A 22,540-nucleotide genomic window follows, 5' to 3' on the forward strand; every position below is an offset into this window, starting at 1 on the left:
TGCGCGGTCGGGGCCTGTTGACGGGACGTCATCGATCGGACGCCGCGTCGAGAGAGGGAGCCATGGAACGGATCTGCCGGGCTGTCATGTTCGCTGAGTACGGTGACGCCGAGGTCTTGCGGGTGGCCGAGCGTGCGGTGCCTGAGCCCGGCCCGGGGCAGGTCCGGATCGCTGTCCGCGCCGCCGGCGTCAACCCGATCGACTGGAAGATCCGCAGCGGGGCCATGGCCGCCGTGATGCCGGTGGATCTTCCCGCCGTTCCCGGTGTCGATGTGGCCGGCGTCGTCGAATGCGTAGGGCCGGGCGTGACCGATGTCGCCGTCGGAGACGACGTGTTCGGCAAGGCGGTCTCCGGAAGTTACGCCGAGCTGGCGCTGGCGAACCTCGATGCCATCGCCGCCAAACCCGAAGCGGTGTCCTGGGAGGCGGCCGCCGCCCTCCCCGTGGCCGCCACCACGGCCTACCACGCCTTCGCCCTGCTCGGCCTGGCGCGGGGCGAGACGATCGTGATCGACGGCGCCGCCGGTGGGGTGGGAACCGTCGCCGTCCAGGTCGCCCGGCATCGCGGACTCACGGTGATCGGCACCGCCGGCCCGCGCAACCACGACTACCTGCGCTCCCTCGGCGCCATCCCCGTGGCCTACGGCGACGGCCTGGTCGAACGAGTCCGGGCCGTCGCCGCACACGGTGTGGACGCCGCCGTGGACGCGGCGGGGCGCGGCTCCCTCCCGGCACTGGTGGAGCTGACCGGAAATCCCCACCGCGTGGTCAGTCTCGCCGACGCGTCGGCGGAGTCGCTGGGCGCGCGGTTCGTCTACGGCGAGCCCGGCGACATGCGCGGGATCCTGGACGAAGTCGCAGCACTCGTGGCGGCCGGCACGATCACGGTCACCATCGCCCGCACCTACCCCCTGGCCGGCGCGGCCGCCGCCCACCGCGACAGCCAGACGGGGCACGTCCGCGGCAAGCTGGTCCTGACGCCGATCTGACGGCCGCGGCGTGGACCCCGGCGGAGCTAGGCGGCGGAGGGCGTGACCGGGGCGGCCAGCAGGCCGGTCAGCGCGTCCACCAGGGCGGTCGCCGTGTCCCGCCACACGGTCACCGGGTCGGCCGCCGGATCCTCGTGCAGGGCGCGCTCCCGCTCGGCCAGCATGTGGACGACCAGCACCCGGCACATGTCGGTCCGCTGCCGGTGGACGGCTTCCGGCACCCCCGGCACCAGCCGGAACAGGTGCTCCACGATCCGCCCCACCGACGGCGTGGCGACCGCCTCCTCGATGACCACCGCCCGCATCGTCGGCTCCGTGTCGGCCTGCGCCAGGAAGCGGGCGTACCAGGTGGGGGCCGGCAGCGAGGCCAGGTGGTCGGTGGCCGGCCGTACCAGGCAGGACGCCCACTCCCGCACGCCGGAGTCGTCGCCGACGGACTCCAGCATGCGCGCCCGCCGCTCCTCCATGCCGCCGTTGTGGCGACGCAGGACGGCCCGCACCAGGTCGGTCTTGGTGCCGAAGTGGTAGCCGACGGCGTAGTTGTTGGACTGGCCGGCGGCCTCGCCGATCTGCCGGTTGGAGACCGCCGCGATGCCGTGCTCGGCGAACAGCCGCTCGGCCGCCGCCAGGATCCGCTCGCGGGTGCCCGCCCCGCGCTCGGGCCTGCCGCGCGTACGGGCGGGGCCGCCGGTGCTCGCCGTGCTCACCACCGGACCGGGACCGCCCGCAACCCGCCGACCAGCAGCCCCTCGCGGGGCGCCAGCTCGGCCGCCGGGACCGCGAGCTCCAGGCCCGGCAGCCGCCGCAGCAGCACGTCGAGAACGGTCTGCAGCTCGGTGCGGGCCAGCGCCTGCCCGAGGCACGAGTGGGGGCCGACGCCGAAGGCGAGATGCGTGTTGGGGGAGCGGCGCAGGTCCATCTCGCCAGCGCGCTCGAAGGCCCGCTCGTCGCGGTTGGCCGAGGCCATGCTGCAGATCACCGTCGTGCCCGCGGGCAGCTTGCGGTCGGCCACCTCCACCTCCTCGGTCAGGTAGCGCGGCATCCCGAAGCCGGGGTTGGCGTCGAAGCGCAGTACCTCCTCCACCGCCGGGTGGACGAGCGACGGCTCGGCCAGCAGCGCCTCCCAGCGGGACCGGTCGGACAGGAGCATCGCGGCCATCTTGCCGATCATGTTCGCGGTGGTCTCGTGGCCGGCCACCAGCAGGCCGCGGGCGGTGCCCACGAGCAGCGGCTCGGTCAGCCGCCCGTCGGCCGCGTCCACGATCCCGATGAGCTCGCTGAGCAGGTCGCCGCCCGGCTCGGCCCGCTTGGCGGCGACGTGCGCCGACAGGTACGCGTCGAACTCCGCCTGCGCCGCGTCGATCTCCTCCTGCCCGTACCGGGTCATGCTGAGCATGGTGTCCGACCAGTACGAGAACCGGTCGCGGTCGGAGTCGGGCACGCCCAGCAGGTCGCAGATCACCCACACCGGCAGCGGGAACCCCAGCGCCGCGACCAGGTCGGCCGGCGACCCCTGCGCCACCATGGCGTCGACGAGGTGCTCCGCCATCTCCTCCATGCGCGGCCGCATCGCCAGCACGCGCTTGGCCGTGAACGCCCTGCCCACGAGGCGCCGCCACTGCATGTGCGCCTCGCCGCCGGCCGAGGAGGCCGTGTCGGAGCGGCCGAACACGCCGCCGGACTCGTTGGCCGTCACGCGGGCGGCGTCGTCGGCGTCGAGCTGCCGGGTGAAGCGCGGGTCGGACAGCACCTGGCGCACGTCGTCGTAGCGGGTCAGCAGCAGCGCCTGGTCGCCGCTGGCCAGCCGGATCGGCGCCACCGGGCAGCCGTCGCGCAGGCTCGCCCACTCGGGCGGCGGCTCCAGCGCGGAGGGGTTGCGGAAGGGGTAGTCCGGGACGACGTCACTCACGGGTTCTCCTCGCTCGGGCCGACCCCTTTATCTAAGCCATGTGACTTAACTCCGTCAACCGACATCGTCGGGCGCAGCATCATCCACGATCCGCGCGTGGCCGCACTGCGTGCCCGCCGCCTGCTCGCCCGAGGCGTCGTCGAAACTGTGGCCGCACCGGCCAACTGCCGTCTTGACCCCCTATGTGAGGAAGGCAGGTCCCCACGGGAGTGAGGAGACGCGGCCGTGGGCCCGGCGCCGACGGCCGCCGCATTCCCTACCGGCTATGTCGCGGCCACCCCCACCCCGAGCGGGCAGCAGCCACCCGGTGGAGGCATGCGGAAGATCCGCGCGCTTCAGCCGGACTGCTCGCGCAGTTCCCTGGTCGCCGAGCGGTAGGCCCGGGCGACGCCGGTGAGGATGCCCAGCATCAACGGCACCTGCTCCGGCGTGTAGTGCTCGCGGATCTCCGCCAGGTGCCGCTCGGAAGTGATGCGGGTGGCGTGGTAGTCGGCCATGCCATCTTGTATCAGCTCCACGGTGACCATGCGCCGGTCGCGCTCGCCGCGTACCCGCCGCGCATAGCCGGCCTTCTCCAGGCGGTCGATGAGCCGGGTCGCGGAGGCGGACGGCAGCCCCAGCTCCTCGGAGATGGCCCCCACGGGGAGCGGGCCGCGCATCTCCAGCAGGATGAGGGCGGCCACGTCCACATGGTGCACGCCGAGCCGGTCGGCGATCGCCTCGATGTGCAGCATGACCGCGATCAGGAACTCGCGGTAGACGTCCTCTGGGTGCTTGTCGGTCACTCGACCCAATGTATTTCATATCGATGTATCTTCGAATCGAAGTTACTTCGATATGGAGATGAAATGGACGTTCTTGTCATCGGCGCCGGGGTGGGCGGCCTGGCCGTCGCGCGGAGCCTGCTGGCCGCCGGGCACCGGGTGCGGATCTTCGAGCAGGCGCCGGCCCCGCGGACGGGCGGCGCGGGGCTGAGCATCTTCAGCAACGGCGCGGCCGTGCTGCACGACCTCGGTGTCAGCCTCGACGGCGTCGGTGGCCGGTTCGACCGGATCGACGCGTTGACAGCCGACGGCCGCTTGCGGCTCCGCTCCGACATGGCCCATGCGGCCACGCTCTACGGTTTCCCGAACAAGTCGGTCTCCCGCCGTCTGCTGCTGGAGCGGCTGTCCGAGGGCCTACCCGGCGACCTGATCAACTACAGCAGGGGCTGCCGAGAAGTGACCCAGGACGGCGATGGGGTCATGGCGACCTTCGACGACGGCTCGACGATCACAGGGGACCTGCTCATCGGAGCCGACGGTCACCACTCGGTCGTCCGGCGCGAGCTGTGGGGCGACGTCCCCATCCGGACGGCCACCTTCGGCACCTGGCAGGCCTTGAGCCGGATCGACATCGACCTCACCCGTACGCACCTCCACCTCATGATCACCGGAAAGGAGGGGGCGTGCGGAATGATCCCCGCCGGGGACGGCAAGCTCCAGTGGTGGTTCGACGTGCGCCGGTCCTCCGGCGAACCGCGCCCCGCCGCGCCTCTGGACGAGCTGAGGCGCCGCTTCGGCCGCTGGGCGTCCCCCGTCCCCGAGTTGCTCGCCCAGGCGAACGAGGACGACCTCGACTTCTTCGGCCACCACTGGCAGAAGGTACGCCGGGAGTGGGGCAAGGGCCGCGTCACCCTGGTCGGCGACGCCGCCCACCTCATGCCGCCCACCCTCGGGCAGGGCGCCAACCAGACCCTTGAGGACGTGTGGGTGCTCGGGCGCGAGCTCGCCAAGGGCGGCGACCCGGCGCAACGGCTGCGCGCCTACGAGCGGGCCCGCTACCCGCACGTCAATCTGGTGTCCAGGCTGGCCAGGCGCAGCCCCGCCAACTGGCGGATCCCGCCGTTCATCGGCCGGATGTTCTCCGAGACCTCCCAGAGCGGGATGCTCGCCCGCTTCAGCAACCGCCTCACCGCCCTTTCCCACTGAGAGCGGGCGTCAGCAGGCGGCTGGACGATCCGCCGGTATGACGCCGTACCGGCGGTGATGTCGACGACGATCTCACAGCGGGCCGTCTCACGACGGGCCGCCGAACCAGGTGCGCAGGGCCGCCTCCAGGAGGGCGATGTCGGACGGCCTGCCGGGGACGCGGGCCCAGGCCACGGCTCCGTCGGGACGGACCAGCGCGGCCGCCAGCGAGGGATGACCGACGGAGGCGACCTCGGCCACCTCCACCCGGTCCCGCCAGCGGGCCGCCACGCCGACCGCCGGGTCGCCCGCTGGAGCGGCCAGCAGTGGCCTCCCGCCGGTGGTCAGCCCGCTGAGGGACACCTCCCGTCCGACGTCCGTCTCCAAAGTGAGCAGGAGGTCCGGGACGTGCGTGCCGGTCAGCGGGTGGGCGTCCGGCGTCGCGTACGGGAAGGCGTACCGCGTCGCCAGTCCCGACAGCAGCAGGCCGAAGTAGCGGTTGACGTCCGGGATGTCCATCAGGTCCGCGACGATGTCGCGCAACGCGTCCGTGTGCGGCCCGGGCAGCATCAGCGCCGATTGCGCGCGCGTGTTGTGCAGCACGGCGGCCCCGGCGGGATGCCGCTCGGAGGTGTAACTGTCGAGCAGCCCCTCCGGAGCGGTCCCGCGCACCTGGGCGGCCAGCTTCCAGCCGAGGTTGACCGCGTCCATGAGGCCGAGGTTCAGCCCCTGGCCGCCGTTCGGGCTGTGGACGTGGGCGGCGTCGCCGGCCAGCAGGACCCGGCCCAGCCGGTACGTCTCCGCCTGGCGGGCCTGGTCGGTGAAGCGCAGGGCGCCGTCCATCCGGGTGATGGTCACCTCCGCGCCGGCCACGCGCCGGACACTGGCCCGCAGCTCCTCCACCGTCACCGGCCCCTCGTGACGCTCGTGGGTGTCGCCGAAGTCGAACGTGCCGATGCCGCCCGGGCCGTGGAGGAGCATGCCGCCCGGCAGGCGGCCCGGGGGCGGCAGCGCGCCGGGGTCGGCGACCTCGGCGTGCGCCTGGCGGGCCGTCATGAGCGGCGGCGTGCCGGGGAAGGCGAACCCGGCCAGCTTGCGCACGGTGCTGCGCCCGCCGTCGCATCCCACCACGTAGGCCGCCCTGAGCCGCCGCCCGCCGTCAGGGGTGGCGACGGTGACGGTCACGCCGTCCTCGTCCTGGTCGAGCCCGGTCACGGTGTGCCCCCGGCGCACGGGCACGCCGAGCCCCGCGGCGTGATCACCGAGGACGGCCTCCAGGTCCGGCTGCCAGATCAGGATGCCGCGCCGGCCGGGCTCCTCCTGGAGCGACGGGTCGATCTTGTGGATCCATGCAAAGTGGTCCTTCTCGCTGCCGTGCTCGCGCTCCTTCTGGGCGCCGCGCTCGGGCTGGTGCGCGCTCAGCCGCTCGCCCAGCCCGCGCCGCCGCAGGGCCTCCGCGGCCAGCGGCCCGATCCCCCGCGACTTGCGCTGCCCCGACGGCTCGGCCAGCCGCTCCAGCACCAGCGGCTCGACGCCGGCCAGGCGCAGCTCGGCCGCCAGGCTCAGGCCGACCGGCCCGGCTCCCACCACGATCACCTGGGCGTCCACGACGCCACCTCCTTAACTTGTTAAAGAGTCACCGTGCCTTTAACTTGTTAAAGTGTCAAGCCGGACGACGGGAGGGAGGCCGGCGCGCGTGCCGATCGACAAGGACACCGCGGCCCGGGCCGCGCTGCGGCTGCTGGACGAGGACGGGCTGGAGAAGCTGACCGTGCGGCGGGTCGCGTCGGTGCTCGACGTGCGTGCCCCGGCGCTGTATTGGCACTTCGCCGACAAGCGGGCGCTGCTCGACCAGATCGTGGACGTCATGCTCGCTCCCGCCGCAGCCGGGCTCGGCCGTCCGGGCCCCGGCGAGCCCTGGTGGCGGTGGCTGGAGGAGTCCCTGGGAGCGCTGCGCCAGGCGCTGCTCGCCCACCGCGACGGCGCGCGCGTGGCGGCCGGCGCGGTGGTCACGCGCGCCGTCGCGCTGGGGACGTTCGTCGAGCGGATCACCGAGGTGCTGCACGAGGCCGGCTTCGGGCTGGCGGACGCCTCCCGGGCCGCGGGGGCGCTCGTCCACTTCGTCGTCGGGCGGGCCCTGGAGGAGCAGTCGCGGCCGGAGCCCGCGGACGAGGCGCGGGCGGTGACGAGTGAGAGCTTCCCCTTCCCCGTGCTGGCCCGGGCCCTGCGCGAGCGCCACACGGCCGGCGCCACCCCGGACGAGGACTTCGGCTACAGCCTGACCATCATGCTGACCGGCCTGCGCACGCTGCATTCCGCGAAATCCCGCGATGGCGCGGGGGAGGGGTGACACCTGTCACGGGCGAACCCTGACAGGTGGCACAGGGAGTACGGCGCGTCACCGGCCAGGCTGGCCGCATGACATCCATTCCCCACGCGGTGGCCGCGTCCGGCCTCCGCAAGTCCTACGCCGGACGGCCGGCCGTCGCCGGGGTCGACCTGCTCGTGGCGCCCGGCGAGATGGTCGCCCTTCTCGGCCCGAACGGCGCCGGCAAGTCCACGACCGTCGACATGATGCTCGGCCTCACCACCCCCGACGCGGGCGAGGTCTCCCTGTTCGGCCGGTCGCCGCGCGAGGCCGTCGCCGGCGGCGCCGTCGGCGTGATGCTCCAGGAGGCGGCGCTGCCGGACGACGCCACCGTCCACGAGACGGTGGCGATGATCTGCTCGCTGCACCGCGCCCCCATGCCGGTGGAGCGGGCGCTGCGGCTCGCCAGGGTCGAGGACCTGGCCGGGCGGCGCGCGGCGGCGCTGTCCGGCGGGCAGCGGCAGCGGGTGCGGCTCGCCATGGCGCTGGCCCCCGACCCCGGCCTGCTCGTGCTCGACGAGCCCACCTCCGCGATGGACGTGTCCGCCCGGCGCGGGTTCTGGCACTCCATGCGGGAGTACGCGCGGACCGGGCGCACCGTGCTGTTCGCCACCCACTACCTGGAAGAGGCCGAGGCGCACGCGGACCGCGTCGTGCTCATGCGCGCGGGCGCGATCGTGGCCGACGGGCCGGTGACCGCGGTCATGGCACGCGTCGGCGGGCGCATCCTGCGCGCCACAGTCCCTGCTATCGGGCCCGCCACCGTCCCCGCCACTGGGCGGCAGGACCTGGCCGGCTTGCTGTCCGATCTGCCGGGCGTCGCCTCCGCCGAGCTGGACGGCGAACGCGCCACGCTGAGCTGCTCCGACTCCGACGCGGCGCTGCGGGCGCTGCTGGCCCGCTTCCCCGCCGCCCGCGACATCGAGGTGCGCGCCCCGGGCCTGGAGGAGGCGTTCGTCCTGCTGACCGAGGAACCGGCGCGGCCGCAGCGGGCGCGCGTGAGAGGAGCGGTGTGATGAAGGCGGGATACCTGCGTTTCGAGGCCAGGCGCGTCCTGCGCGACCCCCGGTTCCTGGCCTTCTCGGTCGGGCTGCCGGTCGGCCTGTTCCTCCTCCTCTCGTACGTCTACCGGTCCCAGCAGATCCCGGCGGCGTACCTGATGGGCGGGCTGACCGCGTTCGGCGCGTTCAAGGCGGCGCTGGACACCGGCGCCCGCACCGCCGTCGAGCGCGGCGCCGGCTGGCAGCGCCAGCTCCGGCTGACCCCGCTGTCGGGCGTCGGCTACCTCCTGGCGAAGGGGACCGTGGCCATGCTGGTGGCGTTGCCGCCCGTGGCCGGGGTCTCGCTGGCGGCGGCGCTGACCGCCGGGGTGAGGCTGTCAGCCGCGGGCTGGGCGCTGGCCGTGCTCGGCGTGTGGTTGGGCACCGTGCCGTTCGCGCTGCTCGGGCTGCTCGTCGGACAGCTGTCCACGCCGCGCGGCCTGCAGGCCTACCAGGGCGGCGTCCTGCTGCTGCTCAGCTTCGTCGGCGGGCTGCTGGTGCCGGTGAGCTCCTTCCCCGAGAGCCTGGCGGCCGTGGCCAGGGTGCTGCCGAGCTACTGGCTGGCCGAGATCAGTCACGGGGCGGCCCTGTCCGGCGGCGGCCGGGTGGGGGAGGCGGCGGCCGTCCTGGCGGCGTACACGGTGGTGCTGGGCGTCGCCGTGGCGGCCCGGTACCGTCGCGACAGCGCACGCTCCTGACGAACTCCGGCGAGGTGGACATCATGCTCCGGCAGCGACCTTTCGGGCTCGCGGCGTGGCCCGCGTGGTCGCCGCGCCACCCCGGCCGGGGGTGGAGAGAGGCGCGCGGCCTGCTCGTGCTGGTCGCGTTCCTGGCCTGGCCGTTGTGGGACCTGCTGCGCGGGCGTGGGCACGGCGGGCCGCTCGCGATCGCCCTCATGCTGGTGTACGGGGCGAGCTGGGTGACGACCATGGCGTACGGCGTCGGCCGGCCGCCCAGGGAGCGGGTCGCGGTGCTCGCCTGGCTGCTGGCCCTCGCCGTCGCCCTGACACTCGTCCGGCAGGACCCGGCCGGTCACGCCCCGCTCGGCGCGCTCGCGTACGCGCTGGCGGCGGCGGTGTGGCTGCTGCCCGCCCTCTGGGGGCTGCTGCTGGCGGTGGCCGCCGCGGCGGCGCGGCTGCTGATCCTGTACGCCACGGCGGGCGAGGCGGTGTGGGGTGCCGTGCCGTCCGTGCTCGCCGACACGCTCGCGCCCGTGGCCGTGGTGCTGCTCGTCCGGCTGCTCGTGCAGCTCCGCCAGGCGAACGAGGAGATCGAGGCGCTGGCGACCGCCGCCGAGCGGGCCCGGCTGGCCCGCGACCTGCACGACGTGCTGGGCCACAGCCTCACCGCGATCACCGCCAAGGCGGGGCTGGCCCGCCGCCTGCTGGAGCGCGGCGCCGAGCCGGATCAGGCGCTGGCCGAGCTGCGCGACGTCGAGCGGCTCTCCCGGCAGGCGCACGCGGAGATCCGCGCCACCGTGTCGGGCGTGCGCAGGCCCTCGTTGATGGCGGAGCTGAGCGGGGTGCGGGTGGCGCTGCGCGCCGCGGACATCGCGGCCGTCCTGCCGTCGAGCGTGGAGGAGGTGGCCGAGGACCTCCGGGAGCCGTTCGCGTACGTGCTGCGGGAGGGCGTCACCAACGTCATCCGGCACAGCGGCGCGACCCGCTGCGAGGTGCGCCTGGACGCCTCCAGCCTGGAGATCCGCGACGACGGCCACGGCGGCGGCACCGAGGCGGGGACGGCGGGCAGCGGCCTGGCCGGGCTCGGCGAGCGGCTGCGGGCCGTCGGTGGGAGCCTGGAGGCGGGCCCGCTGCCGCAGGGCGGCTTCCGGCTGCGGGCGAGCCGTCCGTGAGCGGGTTTCCCGGGCATGGTCAGGGGCCGGCGGGAGGAGCGGGCGTGATCAGGGTGGTGCTGGCCGACGACCAGGCGCTGGTGCGCGGCGCGCTGGCCTCGATGCTCGGCCTGGAGCCGGACATCGAGGTGGTGGCGCAGGCCGGCTCGGGCGAGGAGGCGCTGGAGGCGGTCGCGCGCATCCGCCCCGACGTCGCGCTGATCGACGTGCAGATGCCCGGCATGGACGGCCTGGACGTCACCGAGCGGGTGCGCGCGCTGGTGCCGTCGTGCCGGGTGGTGATCTGCACGACCTTCGGGCGGCCCGGCTACTTCGCCCGCGCCATGCGCAACGGCGCGTCGGGCTTCGTGGTGAAGGACTCCTCACCGGAGCACCTGGTGGACACCGTCCGCCGGGTCCACGCGGGACTGCGCGTGGTCGATCCGGCGCTGGCCGCCGAGTCGCTGGCCAGCGGCGCCAGCCCGCTGACCGCCCGGGAACGCGACGTGCTGCGCGAGGCCAGGCAGGGCGGCACGGTGTCGGAGATCGCCAGGGCGCTGCACCTGTCCAACGGGACCGTGCGCAACCACCTGTCGGCGGCCATCGGCAAGACCGGCGCCGCCACCAGGGCGGAGGCGGCGCTGATCGCCGAGGAGCGCGGCTGGCTCTGACGCGCGCCGGGCTTCCCGGCGGCTACGTCGCGGGGTCGGGGATCCAGCTTCCGTGGAAGCCGGCCGGGACGCGGCGCGGCAGCCGTACCGAGGCCGTACGGGACAGGTCGGCGGCGTCCAGGACCAGCAGCTCGGAGCCGTGCCCGGCGCGGTCGGACACGATCGACAGCAGCCAGCCCTCGTCCTCCGCGCGGGCGCCCTCGGCCGGCACGAACACCGCCTCCCCCGGCGCCAGGTCCGCGCCCAGATCGAGCGCGGCCGAGGAGCCGGAGCGCAGGTCGTGCTTGACGATCGCGTCCCGGGCGACGGTGTAGAGGTAGCGGTGGGGGCGGCCGGTGCGGGTCTCGTCGTGGGTGGGGAACTCCACGGCCCGGTCGTCGATCGGCTCCTCCTTGACGGCGCCGGTGGCCGGGTCGAGGGTCCAGCGGTGCAGCCGGGCATGCCCCGTGGCCGCCGCCGAGACCGGGGCGCCTCCGGTGGCCGGCGTGCCGGCAGAGGGCCCGCCGATGCTCGGCCAGAACGCGGTGAACTCCTCCGGCCGGTAACGGACCCCGTCCACGACGACCCGCCCCGCGTCGTCCTCGTACGCGTTGCCCACGTGGAAGACGTAACAGGGGTCCACCTCGAACCAGCGCGCCGGGCCGCCGGCGCGCGGCATCACGCCGAGCCGCGCCCCATAGCCGTCGTCCCAGCGGAACGGCATGCCCCCGCCCCGGCGCGCCAGCGCCATGTCGAAGACCACCGGCAGGTCCAGCCAGACCACGTGGTTCGCGGTGATGGCGAAGTCGTGCATCATCGTCGGGCCGGGCACCTCGACCTCGCGGCTCTCCACCAGCCGGCCGTCCGCCGACAGCCGGTGGTAGGTGAGGTACGGCGGGACGAGCCCGTAGCCGAAGAACAGCAGCTCCCCGGTGACCGGGTCCTCCTTGGGGTGGGCGGTCATCCCGCCGGTCAGCAGCCCGCCGAAGTCGCACGGGCCGACCGTGTCCAGCTCGGGCGTCAGCTCGTACGGCAGGCCGGTCTCGACCAGTGCGAGGATCCGCCCGGCGTGCGGGACGACGTGGGTGTTGGCCGGGACGGCCGCGTGGTCGAAGCTGCCGTCGGCGCGCACGAACGGCGCGCCGTCCGTCAGCTCGGTGGTGCGCACCCAGCGGTTGCGGTACCACTCGGCGCGGCCGTCGCGCAGCCGCACGCCGTGGACCATGCCGGCCCCGGTGAACCAGTGGGCCGACGGCGTGCCCGGCAGCGGGTTCGGGCCGTTGCGGAAGTAGCGGCCGGTCAGCTCGGGCGGCAGCGCGCCCTCGACCGGCAGCCCGGCCGCGTCGATCTCGTCGGGGACGGGGGCCAGGTGGCCGTCCAGCCACGCGGACGGAGAGGTTTCGTTCGACTGGGACATCTCGGTGCTCCTCACAGGCTCGGCCGGGCGGCGGCGGTGGTGGTGGCCGCGGCCGTGGCGCGCTCGCGGGCCTTGGCGGAGTAGCGCGCGGTGAACACGGCGGGCAGGGTGAAGCCGGCGATCTTGCAGGCCACCAGCACGGCGGTGGAGTGCGGCGCCCAGTGCTGCACGCAGGCCAGCGCGATCGCGGTGACGGTGAAGCCGGCGGCCCAGGCCGTGGTGATGACCACGTTGACCCGGCGGAACCCCTCCATGGCGGCGATCTCGGGGGCGACCTGGCGGCGGGCGATGCCCGCGGTGAACGGGCGGCCGGCGGCCAGGGTGCCCCACGCGGTGACGGCGAGCCACGCGATGGCCAGCGACGCCCCGTAGCCCAGCACCGCCGAGCCGGGGGCCGCGAAGGAGAGCGCGGTCAGCAGCGCCATGTAGACGGTGGTCGAAGTCTCCAGGATGAGCGCGTCCCAGGCGATCCCGGAGCGCAGCCGGTCGAGGGCGAGCAGGACGACCGCGGCGACGAGGCCCGTGATCGCGCCCGCGAGGGCGCCGAACTCGCTCACGATCGCCAGGGCGATCCAGGGCAGGAAGGTCCGGCCGTAGTACTTCAGCATGACGCCGCCTCTCGGTGACATTCCAACTTCGACATGTCGAACTTAGACCTTCCACTTTTGACATGTCAATCCAGAAGGATATGGTTCGAGGTATGAGTCTGCGGCATGCGGTGCTGGGCCTGATCGTGGAGCTTGACGGCGCGAGCGGGTACGACCTGATGAAGCTCTTCGAGCTCTCGCTCGCCAACGTGTGGTCGGCGACCCAGAGCCAGTTGTACGGCGAGCTGGCCAAGCTCACGGCCGACGGCCTGATCGAGGTCGCCGCCGAGGGGCCCCGCGGCCGCAAGGAGTACCGGGCGACCGCCGCCGGCCGCGAGGAGTTGCGCCGATGGCTGGTCGAGGAGACGCCCAAGCCGGCGCAGCGTGACGGCACGCTTCTGCGCGTGTTCTTCCTCGGTCAGCTCGAACCCGAGCAGGCCCGCGCGTACCTGCGCGACCGCGCCGCCCTGATGGAGGAGCGGCGCGACGAGCTGGCCGTGCTCCAGGAGCAGGTGACATGGGGCGAGGACAACCTGTCGTTCTACGGGCGGCTGACCATGGAGTACGGCCGGCGCTTCTTCGCCATGCGCAAGGAGTGGGCCGAGTGGGCCGAGGCCGAGCTGGCCCGCCGGTCTTCCCCCGCCGCGGCGCCCGGCGGGGACGAGGGCGACGACGGGGGCGACGACGGGGGCCGCGCCTGAGGCCGCGTCAGACGGCCTTGGTCCGGGCCTCGATCGCGTGGAGCACCGCCACCATGTCGGCCCCGCCGTGTCCCAGGTCCACGGTCTCGCCGAACAGGGCGTGGCACACGTCCAGCAGCGGCGAGGCCAGGCCCGCCGCCCGGGCCGCCTCGGCGATCAGCCGGTTGTTCTTCAGCACGTCCAGCGCCGCCGCCTGCACCCCGAAGTCCCGGGCCAGCAGCTTGGGCGCCTTCATCCGGGACACGGCGCTGGCCATGGGACCGGCGTCCAGGATGTCGGCGAACCGCCGCCGGTCCAGCCCGTGCCGGTCGGCGAAGTGGAACGCCTCCGTGAGGCCGGTGACCATGGTGATGAGGAAGAGGTTCACCGCCAGCTTCGTCAGCAGCGCGTTCGGCACCGGCCCGCAGGCGAACGTCTCCCGGCACATCGGCCCCAGCAGCGGCGCCACCTCCTCTACGTCGGCGCGCTCCCCGCTGAGCATGGCCACCAGCCGCCCGGCCGCGGCGGGCTCGCGGGAGCCGGAGACCGGCGCCTCGACGTAGCCGCCGCCCGCCGCCCGCACGTCCCCCTCCAGGTCGCGGGAGTAGCCGGGCGACGTCGTCCCCATGTGGACGACGACGCGTCCCGCGACCCGGGCGGCGAAGTCCGGCGTGCCCCGGCACAGCACCGCGTCCACGGCGGCCTCGTCCGACAGCATGAGGATCACGGCCCGCGCCCGTCCGAACACCTCGGCGGCCCCTGACGCGACGTCCGCGCCGGCCGCGCGCAGCGGCTCGGCCCTGGCCGGGGTGCGGTTCCACACCACGAGGGGAGTCCCGGCGCGGGCCAGGTTGAGCGCCATGGGCTGCCCCATGACCCCGAGGCCGATGAACCCGACGTCCACGCAGCACCACCGCCTGACCTCTCGGTATATGACAGTCGTCATAATAGACCGCCCTATGACAAGCGTCATAGGGCGGGACCGGTAGGCTGTGCTCCCAGGGGCTGCCCAGAGGTGGGCCGGTCGCGGGGACGCTTGGCCGAGGCGGGAGGCCGGGATGGCGCGTGCGGAGCGGGGGCCGCGGGAGCGGATGGTGTTCAGCGCGGCGCAGCTCATCCGCCGTGACGGGGTGGCCGCCACCGGAATGCGGGACGTGGCCGCCCACGCGCGGGCGCCCCGGGGCTCGCTCCGCCACTACTTCCCGGGCGGCAAGGAGCAGCTCGTCAACGAGGCCGTGGACTGGGCGGGCCGCTACGCCGCCGGCCGCGTCGCCCGGTTCCTCGCCGCCATGCCGGAGCCGTCGCCGAGCCGGCTGTTCGCCGCGATGGCCGCCCAGTGGATCGACGAGTACGGCTCCGCCGGGTTCGAGGCGGGCGGCTGCCCCGTCGCCGCGGCCACCGTGGACTGCGCGGACGCGGCCGAGTCGACCCGGGCCGCCGCCGCGGCCGCGTTCGCCCGCTGGACCGGGCCGGTGGCGCGGGCCCTGGCCGGCATGGGCGTGCCGGAGGAGCGGGCCGAGCCGCTCGCCACCCTGATGATCAGCGCCCTGGAGGGGGCGATCCTCATCGCGCGGGCGGAGCGGGACGTGCGCGCCCTGACGACCGTGACCCGCGAGCTGGCCCCTCTCCTGGACGCCGCCACGATCCCGCCACGCGCCTGACCTGCCGGGCCGGCTCAGCCCCCGAGGGCGCGCTCGTAGTCCGGCAGGACGATGGCGGTGTGCGCGGCGCCGCCCGCGGCGCCGGACGGCAGCGCCGTCCGGCCGCGCAACATCGCGTTGCGCTCGTCGAGGCGCTGCCGGGTGCGCGGGGCGACCACGCCGCCGCCCTCCGTCGCGAGGGCCTGGTTCCGCTCCACGAAGTCGCGGACCGTCTTCTCGTACGTGGCGAAGGCGGCGACGTGGTCACTCTGGGTGGCCAGCTCGCCGGCCAGGACGTAGGCGCCCACGAGCGACACGCTCGACCCCTGACCCGACATGAACGACGTCGCGTGGGCGGCGTCGCCGACGAGGGCCACACGGCCGGTGGACCAGGCGGGCATGTGGATCTGGCTGACGACGTCGAAGAACAGGTCGTCGGCCGCGCGCATCGCCGCCACCATCCGCGGAATCTCCCACACCGTGTCGGGGAACGTCGCAGCCACGAGGTCGCGCTGCGCCTGCGGGGTGCGGAAGGCCGTGAAGGGCGGCTCGTCCCGAGCGAAGGTCAGGAAGCCGTGCATCGGCTCTCCGGGTTCGTGCGCGTAGAGGGCGGCGGCCCGGCCCGGAACGTTCCACAGCACTCCTTCACGCTCGAGACCGAAGTCGTCGGGCATGGTGAAACCGGCGAAGCAGAAGCCGAGGTAGCGGTGGTAGCGCTCCTCCGGGCCGAAGGCCAGGCCGCGGGTGTTGGAATGCAGCCCGTCGGCGCCGATCACCAGGTCGAACGTGCGCCGGAGGCCGCTGTCGAAGGTGACCTCCACGTGGCCGCCGCGGTCGTCGAGGGTGGCGACGGAGTCGCCGAACAGGAACTCGACCTTGTCCCTGACCAGGCCGTAGAGGCAGTCGGCCAGGTCCCCCCTGCGTACTTCCAGGTCGAGGCCCTCGGCGCCGCCGGTGAGCGCCTCCGGGCGCAGGCTGGCGAGGACGGCGCCGCCGGGGTCGAGGAAGGTGATCTGGCGGGTGTTCACGTGCAGCGGGCGCAGACGTGGCAGCAGGCCCATGCGCTCGACGACGTCGCGGGCGGTCCCGCGGATGTCGATGGCGTACCCGCCACCGCGCAGGTGGGAGGCCTTCTCCACGACGGTGACCTCGAAGCCGTAGCGGTCCAGCCAGTACGCGAGCGACGGGCCGGCGATGCTGGCCCCGGAGATGAGGATCTTGCGCTTCATGGGGGATCCTTCCTGTTCGGCCTGCGGCAGCGATAGATGCATGCTTTAGGTATCCTTGTTGCGAGCGCGGTGCGGCCGTGAGCACCACCACGGACCACCATATAGATACATGTTTTAAGTATGCAACTGGGAGCTGCGATGAACGCCGGACTCGAAGACCCCGTCGGCGGGGACGACGACCAGGTGCTGGCCGTGATGCCCCGCCTCGCGCAGCTCAGCACCGCCATCAGCCGCGGCCGCCTGACCGAGCACGCCATGGACGCGGCCGGGATCGAGGCCGATCGGCCGGCCTTCTCCGTCCTCGTCTCCGTGCACCTGGCCGGCGCTCCGCTGCGGATCAGCGAGATCGCGGAGAAGATGCAGCTCGTCCAGCCGCACGTCACGCGGCAGGTCCAGCAGCTGGAGCGGCGCGGCCTGGTCCGCCGCATCGGCGACCCGCATGACCGCCGGGTCAGCTTCATCGAGCCGACCGACGAGGGCAGGGCGGCCGCCGACCGCTACGCGCGCACGCTCATCGGCTGGTTCACCGGCGCCATCGCCCACTGGCCCGAGCAGGACCGCAAGGACCTCGGCCGCCTGCTGGCCCGCTTCGCCGACGACGTCACGGCCCACCTGGCCACCCTTGACGACACCTGAGCCGTCACCCTGGGGAGGGCGTCTCCTGGCCGGGGACGACGAGGCCGGACTCGTAGGCCAGGGCCACGGCCTGGGCGCGGCTGCCGAGGCCGAGCTTGGCCATGGCGCGGTTGAGGTGCGTCTTGACGGTGGCCTCGCTGACGCTCAGGAGGGCGGCGATCTCGGCGTTGGACAGAGCGTGCCCGACCAGTTTGAGCACCTCGCTCTCGCGGGCGGTGAGCAGGTCCAGCGCGGGAGAGGGCGGGGCGGCGGCCGGGACGGTCCGATGGGTGTAGGCCTCGATGAGGCGCCGGGTGACGCTGGGCGAGAAGAGCATGTCGCCGGAGGCGATCGTCTGGATGGCGGCGATGAGCCGTTCCGGCGGGGTGTCCTTGAGCAGGAAGCCCGAGGCGCCGACGCGCAGGGCGTTGTAGACGTACTTGTCGAGGTCGAACGTGGTCAGGATGAGCACCCGCGGCCGGTGGTCGCCGTCCGCGGACAGGATGCGCTCGGTCGCCGTGACGCCGTTCATGCCCGGCATCCTGATGTCCATGAGGATCACGTCGGGGCGGGTCTCCGCCGCCAGGGAGATGGCTTCCTCGCCGCCGGCCGCCTCGCCGACGACGTCGAGCTCGGGCACGGCACGCAGCAGGGCCGTCAGTCCGGCACGGACGAGAATCTGATCGTCGACGACCATTACCTTGATCATGTGTCCGGTTCCGTGGAGGACAGGGGCAGGGTGACCACGACCTCGAATCCGCCTGACGGCCCGGCTCCGGCTGTGATCGTTCCCTTGTAGAGCTTGACGCGTTCGCGCATGCCGATCAAGCCGTGACCGCCCTCCTTGGCGGGGACGGCCGCCCCGCCCCCGTCGTCGGAGACTCGTAACTCCAGCTCGGCGCCGTACGTCAGTGAGACCCGCGCCGTCGCGGGGCCCGCGTGTTTGAGCACGTTGGTGAGGCATTCCTGAACGACCCGGTACGCGCACAGGTCGATGCCGGACGGCAGCGGGCGCACGGCGCCGGTGATCGAGACCTGGACCGGCACACCGGCCGAGCGCACCCGTTCGACCAGAGGCCCGAGCCGTTGCAGGCCGGGTGCCGGGTCGTAGCCGTCGGCCTCGTCGTCGGGGTCGATGCGCAGGACGGACAGCAGCCGTCTCATCTCGCCCATGACCTCGCTGCCGGTGTCGGCGATGGTGGTGAGCGCGCCACGCGCGGTCGCGGGGTCGGAGGCGAAGACGTAGCGGGCGAGCCCCGCCTGGATGACGATGACCGACATGTGGTGGGCGACCACGTCGTGCAGCTCGCGGGCGATGTGCACCCGTTCCTCGGTGACGGCGCGGCGCGCCTTCTCGTCCTGCTCGTGATGCAGCCGTTCGGTGAGGTAGCCGAGCCGCCTGTTGCGCTCGACCAGCATCCTGGTGCTGTTGCCGAACGTCCAGGCGACGGCGATGAGGAGGCTCGCCTGCGCGATGTTCATTCCCGTGAACGCGGGCGGGGCGAGGAACGCCGCGTGCCACCAGGAGACGGCCACGGGCAGCGTGCACGGGATCGACACGAGCGGGCGCGACCGGCTGGCCACGGTGTAGAGGGCCAGCAGCGGCGGCGCCTCGTTCAGCCTGGAATCGTAACCGGCCGCGTGCAGGACGATCGCCGTGGCGCAGCAGATCCCCAGCACCGTGAGAGGCGTGCGCCGTCGCCACGCCAGCGCGAGGTTGGTCACCAGCGTCAACCCGACGCCGACGGCGTCCAGCGGGCGCTGCGCGTAGCCCAGCTCGGCCGCGTCCCCGGACAGGACGAACCCGAACGCCACAGTGATGCCTGCCACGATGACGCTGAAGATCAGGTCGGTGAGGAAGGGGTTCGCCATGGCGAGCCGTCTGAGGGACGACACCACCTTTGCGCGCATCAGCGCATGGTAGCCGCCGTCGACCGGGTTCCTCATCAGTCGCCCGGCTGACAGCCGCTACAACCTGGGCGGTAGACGAGCGGGCGCCGTACCGCAGCCGGTTGACCTTTCCGGCCTGGCCGTACAGCGGACGTTTCAGTGATCTTCATGTCTCAGGTTGACGCTCTCAAATCCGAAATTTCCTTAGATGGTGCGAGCCGAGATCATCACCGGACGCAGATTCTCAGGAGACTTCATGCGCCGCCGCACCCCCCGCGCGCTCCTCGCCGTGGTCATGTCGTTGTGGGCCGGCGGCCTGGCCGCCGGCGGCGTCCTGCACGCCGCACCCGCCGCGCTGGCCGCGACGGCGGACCCGCCGCCACGGACCGAGGCGGAGGCCCGGGACCAGGCACGCAGCAGCAAGCAGCGGGTGGAGGTGCTGTCGCTGCGCACGGAGAACCGTCAGGTGTTCGCCAACCCCGACGGCTCCTTCACCTCACAGACCTCGGCACTGCCCGAGCGGGTACGGCGGGGAGGCGGCTGGGCCGACGTCGACACGACACTGGTCTTCGCGGCGGACGGAACCGTCCACACCACGGCGACCCCGCTGGATCTCACCTTCTCCGGTGGCGGGACGGCCGCCCTGGCCTCCATCGGCGAGGGCGGCCGTTCGGTGGCGATGACATGGCCGGGAAGCCTGCCGAAGCCGGCGCTGGACGGCGACACGGCGACGTACGGCGAGGTCCTTCCGGGCGTCGACCTGAAGGTGACCGCGTCGGTGCTCGGCTTCTCCGAGGTGCTCGTGGTCAAGAACCGGGACGCCGCCGCCAACCCCGCGCTGGACAGGCTCGACTTCGGCATGCGCGCGAACGGGCTGACGGTGCGCAGGACGGCGACCGGCGGCCTGAGCGCCGTGACGCCGGCGGGATCGGAGCTCTTCCACTCGCCGCCGCCGCGCATGTGGGACTCCTCCGGGACGGCGGCCGCGCCGTCGTCGCTGGTGGCGGGGCCGCGTCGCGAGGGCAGGCAGGCGGTCATGGGCCTCGACGTGGCGCAGGACCGTATCGCGCTCACGCCGGACAAGAAGCTGCTGACCGCTCCCGACACCACCTTCCCGGTGTACATCGACCCGCAGTGGTCGGGCTCCAAGCTGGCCTGGACGTACGTGGACCAGGCCTACCCGTCCCAGGAGTACTGGAACTCCAGCCACATGCCGGAGGCGGGCAACTACGGCAGCGGCCTGAAGCGGTCGTTCTTCCGGATGGACTCCGACAACGTCAACGGCAAGCACATCCTCAAGGCCACGTTCCGCATCACGCAGGTCAAGTCCTGGGGCTGCACCTCCAGCCCGCAGGCCGTGCAGCTCTGGCTCACCGGCGGCATCTCCAGCTCGACGAACTGGAGCCATCAGCCGTCCTGGATCGACCACCAGGACAGCGTGGCCTCCGACGCCGGCTACAGCTCCTCCTGCCCGGACAAGGGCATCGAGTTCAACGTGACCGGCGCGATCGTCAAGGCCGCCAAGGCCGGCTGGTCGAACACGACGTTCGGGCTGAGGGACTCCAACGACACCAGCAGCGGCGTGTGGGGGTGGAAGGGCTTCAGCACCTCTCCCAAGCTCGTCATCGACTACAACACCCCGCCGGCCGCGCCCTCGGGCATCGGCACCTACCCGGCCACCCCCTGTGCCACCGGAGCCGCCCGCCCGGCGGTCAACGCCGGCGACGCCGCCAACCCGCTCCAGCTCAAAGCCAAGATCTACGACCCGGACAAGGCCAACGACGGCGTACGGGCCGAGTTCGTCCTGCACCACTACAACACCGCGACCGGCGTGTGGGACGACATCACCTCGACCATGCCCGGCGACGGCAGGACCGCCTACAAGTACACCACCTCGGCCACCGACCACTCGGTCAAGCTGGCCGGGCTCACCACCGGCCACACCTACGGCTACAAGGTCAGGGCCTACGACGGCACGGACTCCAGCGCGTGGAGCAAGTGGTGCGAGTTCACCGTGGACACGATCGACCCGGCCACCCTGCCCAAGGTCAGCTCCCTCGACTACCCGGCCGACACCCCGGACGCCTGGCAGGGCAGCGTGGGCTGGGCGGGCGGATTCACGCTGGCCCCCGGCGACGGTGAGAGCGACGTGACCGCCTTCCGATGGGCGCTCGACGACCCGGCACTGGCCACCGCCGCCACCCAGATCGCGATCCCCGCCGGGCAGACGAGCGTCAACGTGCGGCTCGCGCCCCGCCACGACTGGCTCAACGCCCTGTACGTCTACCCGGTCGACCGGGCGGGCAACGTCGGCAAGACCCCCGCCGTCTACAGCTTCTACGTCAACGCCGGGTTCGGCCCCGAGGGACACTGGCGGCTGGACGAGACCGCGGGCTCCACGGCGGCCGACTCCGGAGCGACGACACACCCCGCGACGCTGGCCGGCGGCACGAACTGGGCCGGTGGGCGGGTGGCCGGAGGCCTGCACCTGGACGGCGGCACCGGCTACGGCAGCACGGACGGCCCGGTGGTGCACACCGACCGGAGCATGAGCGTCTCGGCCTGGGTGCTGCTGAACGACAAGAGCAAGAACTCCACGGTGGTCAGCCAGGACGCCGTGCGCGGCACGGGCTTCCAGCTCTACTACTCCTCCGGCTCCAAGCGGTGGATCTTCAGCAAGTTCGACGCCGACGTCGACGACAAGACCATCGTGCGGGCGATCGGCGACACCGAGCCGACGACCGGGATCTGGACGCATCTGACCGGGGTGTGGGACGCGCCGGAGCGGCAGCTGCGCCTGTACGTCAACGGCATCCCGCAGACGACGACGGGCGCCTTCCCGTACAAGCCCTGGGACGCGACCGGCCCGCTGCAACTCGGCCGGGTGAAGTCGCGCGGCGCCTACATCGAGAACTTCGCCGGCGACATCGACGAGGTGAAGATCTGGAAGCGGGAGCTGTCCGACGACCCGCGCACCGTCAACGACCCCGCCCTCGGCAACGAGATCGCCGCGATGGCCAAGCAGCCGCCCATCCAGCGCGGCTGGTGGAAGCTCGACGAGACCACCGGCACCACCGCGGTCAACACCACCGACAGCCGCTGGCCCGCGACGCTCACCGGCGGCGCCACCTGGACCGGCGACGGCTTCGACGGCGGCGGCGCGCTCAGCCTGAACGGCACCACCGGCTACGCCGCCACCCCGTCGGCGCCGCTGCGCACCGACCACAGCTACGCGGTCACGGCCTGGGTGCGGCTGGCCGGCGACGACACCTGCGCGCTGCCGAGCCGCGCGATGACCGTCCTCGCCCAGGACGGAGCCGCCTACAGCTCCTTCTACCTCGGCTACCGGCTCATCCCCGAGAACGGCGTCGCGGTGCCGCGCTGGTCGTTCGCGACGGGCTCCAGCGCCTCCAGCGGCACCCTGACGCGCGCCAGCTCGGCCGAGCCCGTCGACTGCTCGGTGCTCAACACCTGGACCCATCTGGCCGGCGTGTACGACGAGCAGGCCCAGCAGATCCGCCTCTACGTCAACGGTCAGCTCAACGACCAGCGCCCCGTCACCGGCGGCTGGGCGGCGGGCGCGCTGCAGATCGGCCGCGCCAGGTACAACAGCGCCGCCGTGGACTACTTCGGCGGCGACATCGACGACGTCCGCGTCTACACCGGCACCCTGACCGACCGGCAGGTCGTCAACATCGCGATGAACCTGCCCATCGACGGCTGACCACGTTCCCATGATCACAAAC

21 protein-coding genes are annotated in these 22,540 nt (G+C 73.1%); 11 read left to right on the top strand and 10 right to left on the bottom strand.

What is annotated here, in order from left to right; genetic code table 11:
• Nucleotides 1-86 precede the first annotated feature (86 nt).
• Nucleotides 87-989 (top strand): NADP-dependent oxidoreductase, encoded by a 903-nt coding sequence (locus ACIBG4_RS19920; RefSeq protein WP_397203011.1) that lies wholly within the window; start codon nt 87-89, stop codon nt 987-989.
• Nucleotides 990-1,015: 26 nt separating this feature from the next.
• On the opposite strand, the gene ACIBG4_RS19925 is transcribed toward ACIBG4_RS19920, so the two are convergent.
• The 3 genes from ACIBG4_RS19925 to ACIBG4_RS19935 all read right to left on the bottom strand — a co-directional run bounded on the left by ACIBG4_RS19925 (nt 1,016) and on the right by ACIBG4_RS19935 (nt 3,683).
• Complete coding sequence (locus ACIBG4_RS19925) at nt 1,016-1,696, bottom strand: TetR family transcriptional regulator (protein ID WP_397203012.1); 681 nt, start codon at nt 1,694-1,696, stop codon at nt 1,016-1,018.
• A complete protein-coding gene (locus ACIBG4_RS19930) occupies nt 1,693-2,898 on the bottom strand; it encodes a cytochrome P450 (protein WP_397203013.1) in 1,206 nt (401 codons plus the stop codon). Before ACIBG4_RS19930 ends, ACIBG4_RS19925 begins: the two co-directional genes overlap by 4 nt.
• Before the next feature lie 335 nt (nt 2,899-3,233).
• Complete coding sequence (locus tag ACIBG4_RS19935; protein ID WP_397203014.1) at nt 3,234-3,683, bottom strand: MarR family winged helix-turn-helix transcriptional regulator; 450 nt, start codon at nt 3,681-3,683, stop codon at nt 3,234-3,236.
• 63 nt (nt 3,684-3,746) lie between these two features.
• Between ACIBG4_RS19935 and ACIBG4_RS19940 the strand changes: the two genes are divergently transcribed.
• Nucleotides 3,747-4,868, top strand: coding sequence for an FAD-dependent oxidoreductase (locus tag ACIBG4_RS19940; protein ID WP_397203015.1), 1,122 nt, complete (start codon nt 3,747-3,749; stop codon nt 4,866-4,868).
• A gap of 87 nt (nt 4,869-4,955) precedes the next feature.
• Here ACIBG4_RS19940 and ACIBG4_RS19945 read toward each other — a convergent pair whose 3' ends face one another.
• Nucleotides 4,956-6,455, bottom strand: coding sequence for an FAD-dependent monooxygenase (locus ACIBG4_RS19945; RefSeq protein WP_397203017.1), 1,500 nt, complete (start codon nt 6,453-6,455; stop codon nt 4,956-4,958).
• Between the two features lie 88 nt (nt 6,456-6,543).
• Between ACIBG4_RS19945 and ACIBG4_RS19950 the strand changes: the two genes are divergently transcribed.
• From ACIBG4_RS19950 to ACIBG4_RS19970, 5 genes are all read left to right on the top strand, one after another.
• Nucleotides 6,544-7,197, top strand: a complete 654-nt coding sequence (locus ACIBG4_RS19950) for a TetR/AcrR family transcriptional regulator C-terminal domain-containing protein (protein WP_397203018.1) — start codon at nt 6,544-6,546, stop codon at nt 7,195-7,197.
• Between the two features lie 68 nt (nt 7,198-7,265).
• On the top strand, nt 7,266-8,231 hold the full coding sequence (locus ACIBG4_RS19955) for an ABC transporter ATP-binding protein (RefSeq protein ID WP_397203019.1): 966 nt from the start codon (nt 7,266-7,268) through the stop codon (nt 8,229-8,231).
• A complete protein-coding gene (locus ACIBG4_RS19960) occupies nt 8,231-8,953 on the top strand; it encodes an ABC transporter permease (protein ID WP_397203020.1) in 723 nt (240 codons plus the stop codon). Before ACIBG4_RS19955 ends, ACIBG4_RS19960 begins: the two co-directional genes overlap by 1 nt.
• Nucleotides 8,954-8,976: 23 nt before the next feature.
• Nucleotides 8,977-10,107, top strand: a complete 1,131-nt coding sequence (locus tag ACIBG4_RS19965; RefSeq protein WP_397203021.1) for a sensor histidine kinase — start codon at nt 8,977-8,979, stop codon at nt 10,105-10,107.
• Nucleotides 10,108-10,151: 44 nt separating this feature from the next.
• Nucleotides 10,152-10,757 carry a response regulator transcription factor gene (locus ACIBG4_RS19970; protein ID WP_397203022.1) on the top strand — a complete coding sequence of 202 codons (606 nt, stop codon included), beginning with the start codon at nt 10,152-10,154 and terminating at the stop codon, nt 10,755-10,757.
• 22 nt (nt 10,758-10,779) lie between these two features.
• On the opposite strand, the gene ACIBG4_RS19975 is transcribed toward ACIBG4_RS19970, so the two are convergent.
• A complete protein-coding gene (locus tag ACIBG4_RS19975) occupies nt 10,780-12,153 on the bottom strand; it encodes a carotenoid oxygenase family protein (protein WP_397203023.1) in 1,374 nt (457 codons plus the stop codon).
• A gap of 11 nt (nt 12,154-12,164) precedes the next feature.
• Complete coding sequence (locus ACIBG4_RS19980) at nt 12,165-12,761, bottom strand: hypothetical protein (RefSeq protein ID WP_397203024.1); 597 nt, start codon at nt 12,759-12,761, stop codon at nt 12,165-12,167.
• Nucleotides 12,762-12,853: 92 nt separating this feature from the next.
• Between ACIBG4_RS19980 and ACIBG4_RS19985 the strand changes: the two genes are divergently transcribed.
• Complete coding sequence (locus tag ACIBG4_RS19985; protein WP_397203025.1) at nt 12,854-13,441, top strand: PadR family transcriptional regulator; 588 nt, start codon at nt 12,854-12,856, stop codon at nt 13,439-13,441.
• A 7-nt stretch (nt 13,442-13,448) separates the two neighbouring features.
• On the opposite strand, the gene ACIBG4_RS19990 is transcribed toward ACIBG4_RS19985, so the two are convergent.
• Complete coding sequence (locus ACIBG4_RS19990) at nt 13,449-14,366, bottom strand: NAD(P)-dependent oxidoreductase (protein ID WP_397203026.1); 918 nt, start codon at nt 14,364-14,366, stop codon at nt 13,449-13,451.
• Between the two features lie 112 nt (nt 14,367-14,478).
• Between ACIBG4_RS19990 and ACIBG4_RS19995 the strand changes: the two genes are divergently transcribed.
• A complete protein-coding gene (locus ACIBG4_RS19995; RefSeq protein ID WP_397203027.1) occupies nt 14,479-15,081 on the top strand; it encodes a TetR/AcrR family transcriptional regulator in 603 nt (200 codons plus the stop codon).
• Between the two features lie 14 nt (nt 15,082-15,095).
• On the opposite strand, the gene ACIBG4_RS20000 is transcribed toward ACIBG4_RS19995, so the two are convergent.
• The gene (locus ACIBG4_RS20000) at nt 15,096-16,289 is read right to left on the bottom strand and encodes an FAD-dependent monooxygenase (protein WP_397203028.1); all 1,194 of its coding nucleotides are present in this window, start codon (nt 16,287-16,289) and stop codon (nt 15,096-15,098) included.
• A gap of 138 nt (nt 16,290-16,427) precedes the next feature.
• On the opposite strand from ACIBG4_RS20000, the gene ACIBG4_RS20005 reads away from it, so the two are divergent.
• Nucleotides 16,428-16,925 carry a MarR family winged helix-turn-helix transcriptional regulator gene (locus ACIBG4_RS20005; protein WP_397203029.1) on the top strand — a complete coding sequence of 166 codons (498 nt, stop codon included), beginning with the start codon at nt 16,428-16,430 and terminating at the stop codon, nt 16,923-16,925.
• A 4-nt stretch (nt 16,926-16,929) separates the two neighbouring features.
• Here ACIBG4_RS20005 and ACIBG4_RS20010 read toward each other — a convergent pair whose 3' ends face one another.
• The gene (locus tag ACIBG4_RS20010; RefSeq protein ID WP_397203030.1) at nt 16,930-17,613 is read right to left on the bottom strand and encodes a response regulator; all 684 of its coding nucleotides are present in this window, start codon (nt 17,611-17,613) and stop codon (nt 16,930-16,932) included.
• Complete coding sequence (locus ACIBG4_RS20015) at nt 17,610-18,815, bottom strand: sensor histidine kinase (RefSeq protein WP_397203031.1); 1,206 nt, start codon at nt 18,813-18,815, stop codon at nt 17,610-17,612. Before ACIBG4_RS20015 ends, ACIBG4_RS20010 begins: the two co-directional genes overlap by 4 nt.
• 235 nt (nt 18,816-19,050) lie before the next feature.
• On the opposite strand from ACIBG4_RS20015, the gene ACIBG4_RS20020 reads away from it, so the two are divergent.
• Nucleotides 19,051-22,518 carry a LamG-like jellyroll fold domain-containing protein gene (locus tag ACIBG4_RS20020; protein ID WP_397203032.1) on the top strand — a complete coding sequence of 1,156 codons (3,468 nt, stop codon included), beginning with the start codon at nt 19,051-19,053 and terminating at the stop codon, nt 22,516-22,518.
• The last annotated feature ends 22 nt before the right edge of the window (nt 22,519-22,540 follow it).

Origin of the sequence: Nonomuraea sp. NPDC050383, from assembly GCF_044459125.1 — a bacterium.
Lineage (GTDB): Bacteria > Actinomycetota > Actinomycetes > Streptosporangiales > Streptosporangiaceae > Nonomuraea.

Excerpts from the sequence above, each read along its gene's own strand:
- ACIBG4_RS19920 (WP_397203011.1), top strand. The coding sequence starts at position 87 with ATGTTCGCTGAGTACGGTGACGCCGAGGTCTTGCGGGTGGCCGAGCGT.
- ACIBG4_RS19940 (WP_397203015.1), top strand. The coding sequence starts at position 3,747 with ATGGACGTTCTTGTCATCGGCGCCGGGGTGGGCGGCCTGGCCGTCGCG.
- ACIBG4_RS19955 (WP_397203019.1), top strand. The coding sequence starts at position 7,266 with ATGACATCCATTCCCCACGCGGTGGCCGCGTCCGGCCTCCGCAAGTCC.
- ACIBG4_RS19960 (WP_397203020.1), top strand. The coding sequence starts at position 8,231 with ATGAAGGCGGGATACCTGCGTTTCGAGGCCAGGCGCGTCCTGCGCGAC.
- ACIBG4_RS19965 (WP_397203021.1), top strand. The coding sequence starts at position 8,977 with ATGCTCCGGCAGCGACCTTTCGGGCTCGCGGCGTGGCCCGCGTGGTCG.
- ACIBG4_RS19975 (WP_397203023.1), bottom strand. The coding sequence starts at position 12,153 with ATGTCCCAGTCGAACGAAACCTCTCCGTCCGCGTGGCTGGACGGCCAC.
- ACIBG4_RS19980 (WP_397203024.1), bottom strand. The coding sequence starts at position 12,761 with ATGCTGAAGTACTACGGCCGGACCTTCCTGCCCTGGATCGCCCTGGCG.
- ACIBG4_RS19985 (WP_397203025.1), top strand. The coding sequence starts at position 12,854 with ATGAGTCTGCGGCATGCGGTGCTGGGCCTGATCGTGGAGCTTGACGGC.
- ACIBG4_RS19990 (WP_397203026.1), bottom strand. The coding sequence starts at position 14,366 with ATGACGACTGTCATATACCGAGAGGTCAGGCGGTGGTGCTGCGTGGAC.
- ACIBG4_RS19995 (WP_397203027.1), top strand. The coding sequence starts at position 14,479 with ATGGCGCGTGCGGAGCGGGGGCCGCGGGAGCGGATGGTGTTCAGCGCG.
- ACIBG4_RS20000 (WP_397203028.1), bottom strand. The coding sequence starts at position 16,289 with ATGAAGCGCAAGATCCTCATCTCCGGGGCCAGCATCGCCGGCCCGTCG.
- ACIBG4_RS20005 (WP_397203029.1), top strand. The coding sequence starts at position 16,428 with ATGAACGCCGGACTCGAAGACCCCGTCGGCGGGGACGACGACCAGGTG.
- ACIBG4_RS20010 (WP_397203030.1), bottom strand. The coding sequence starts at position 17,613 with ATGATCAAGGTAATGGTCGTCGACGATCAGATTCTCGTCCGTGCCGGA.
- ACIBG4_RS20015 (WP_397203031.1), bottom strand. The coding sequence starts at position 18,815 with ATGCGCGCAAAGGTGGTGTCGTCCCTCAGACGGCTCGCCATGGCGAAC.
- ACIBG4_RS20020 (WP_397203032.1), top strand. The coding sequence starts at position 19,051 with ATGCGCCGCCGCACCCCCCGCGCGCTCCTCGCCGTGGTCATGTCGTTG.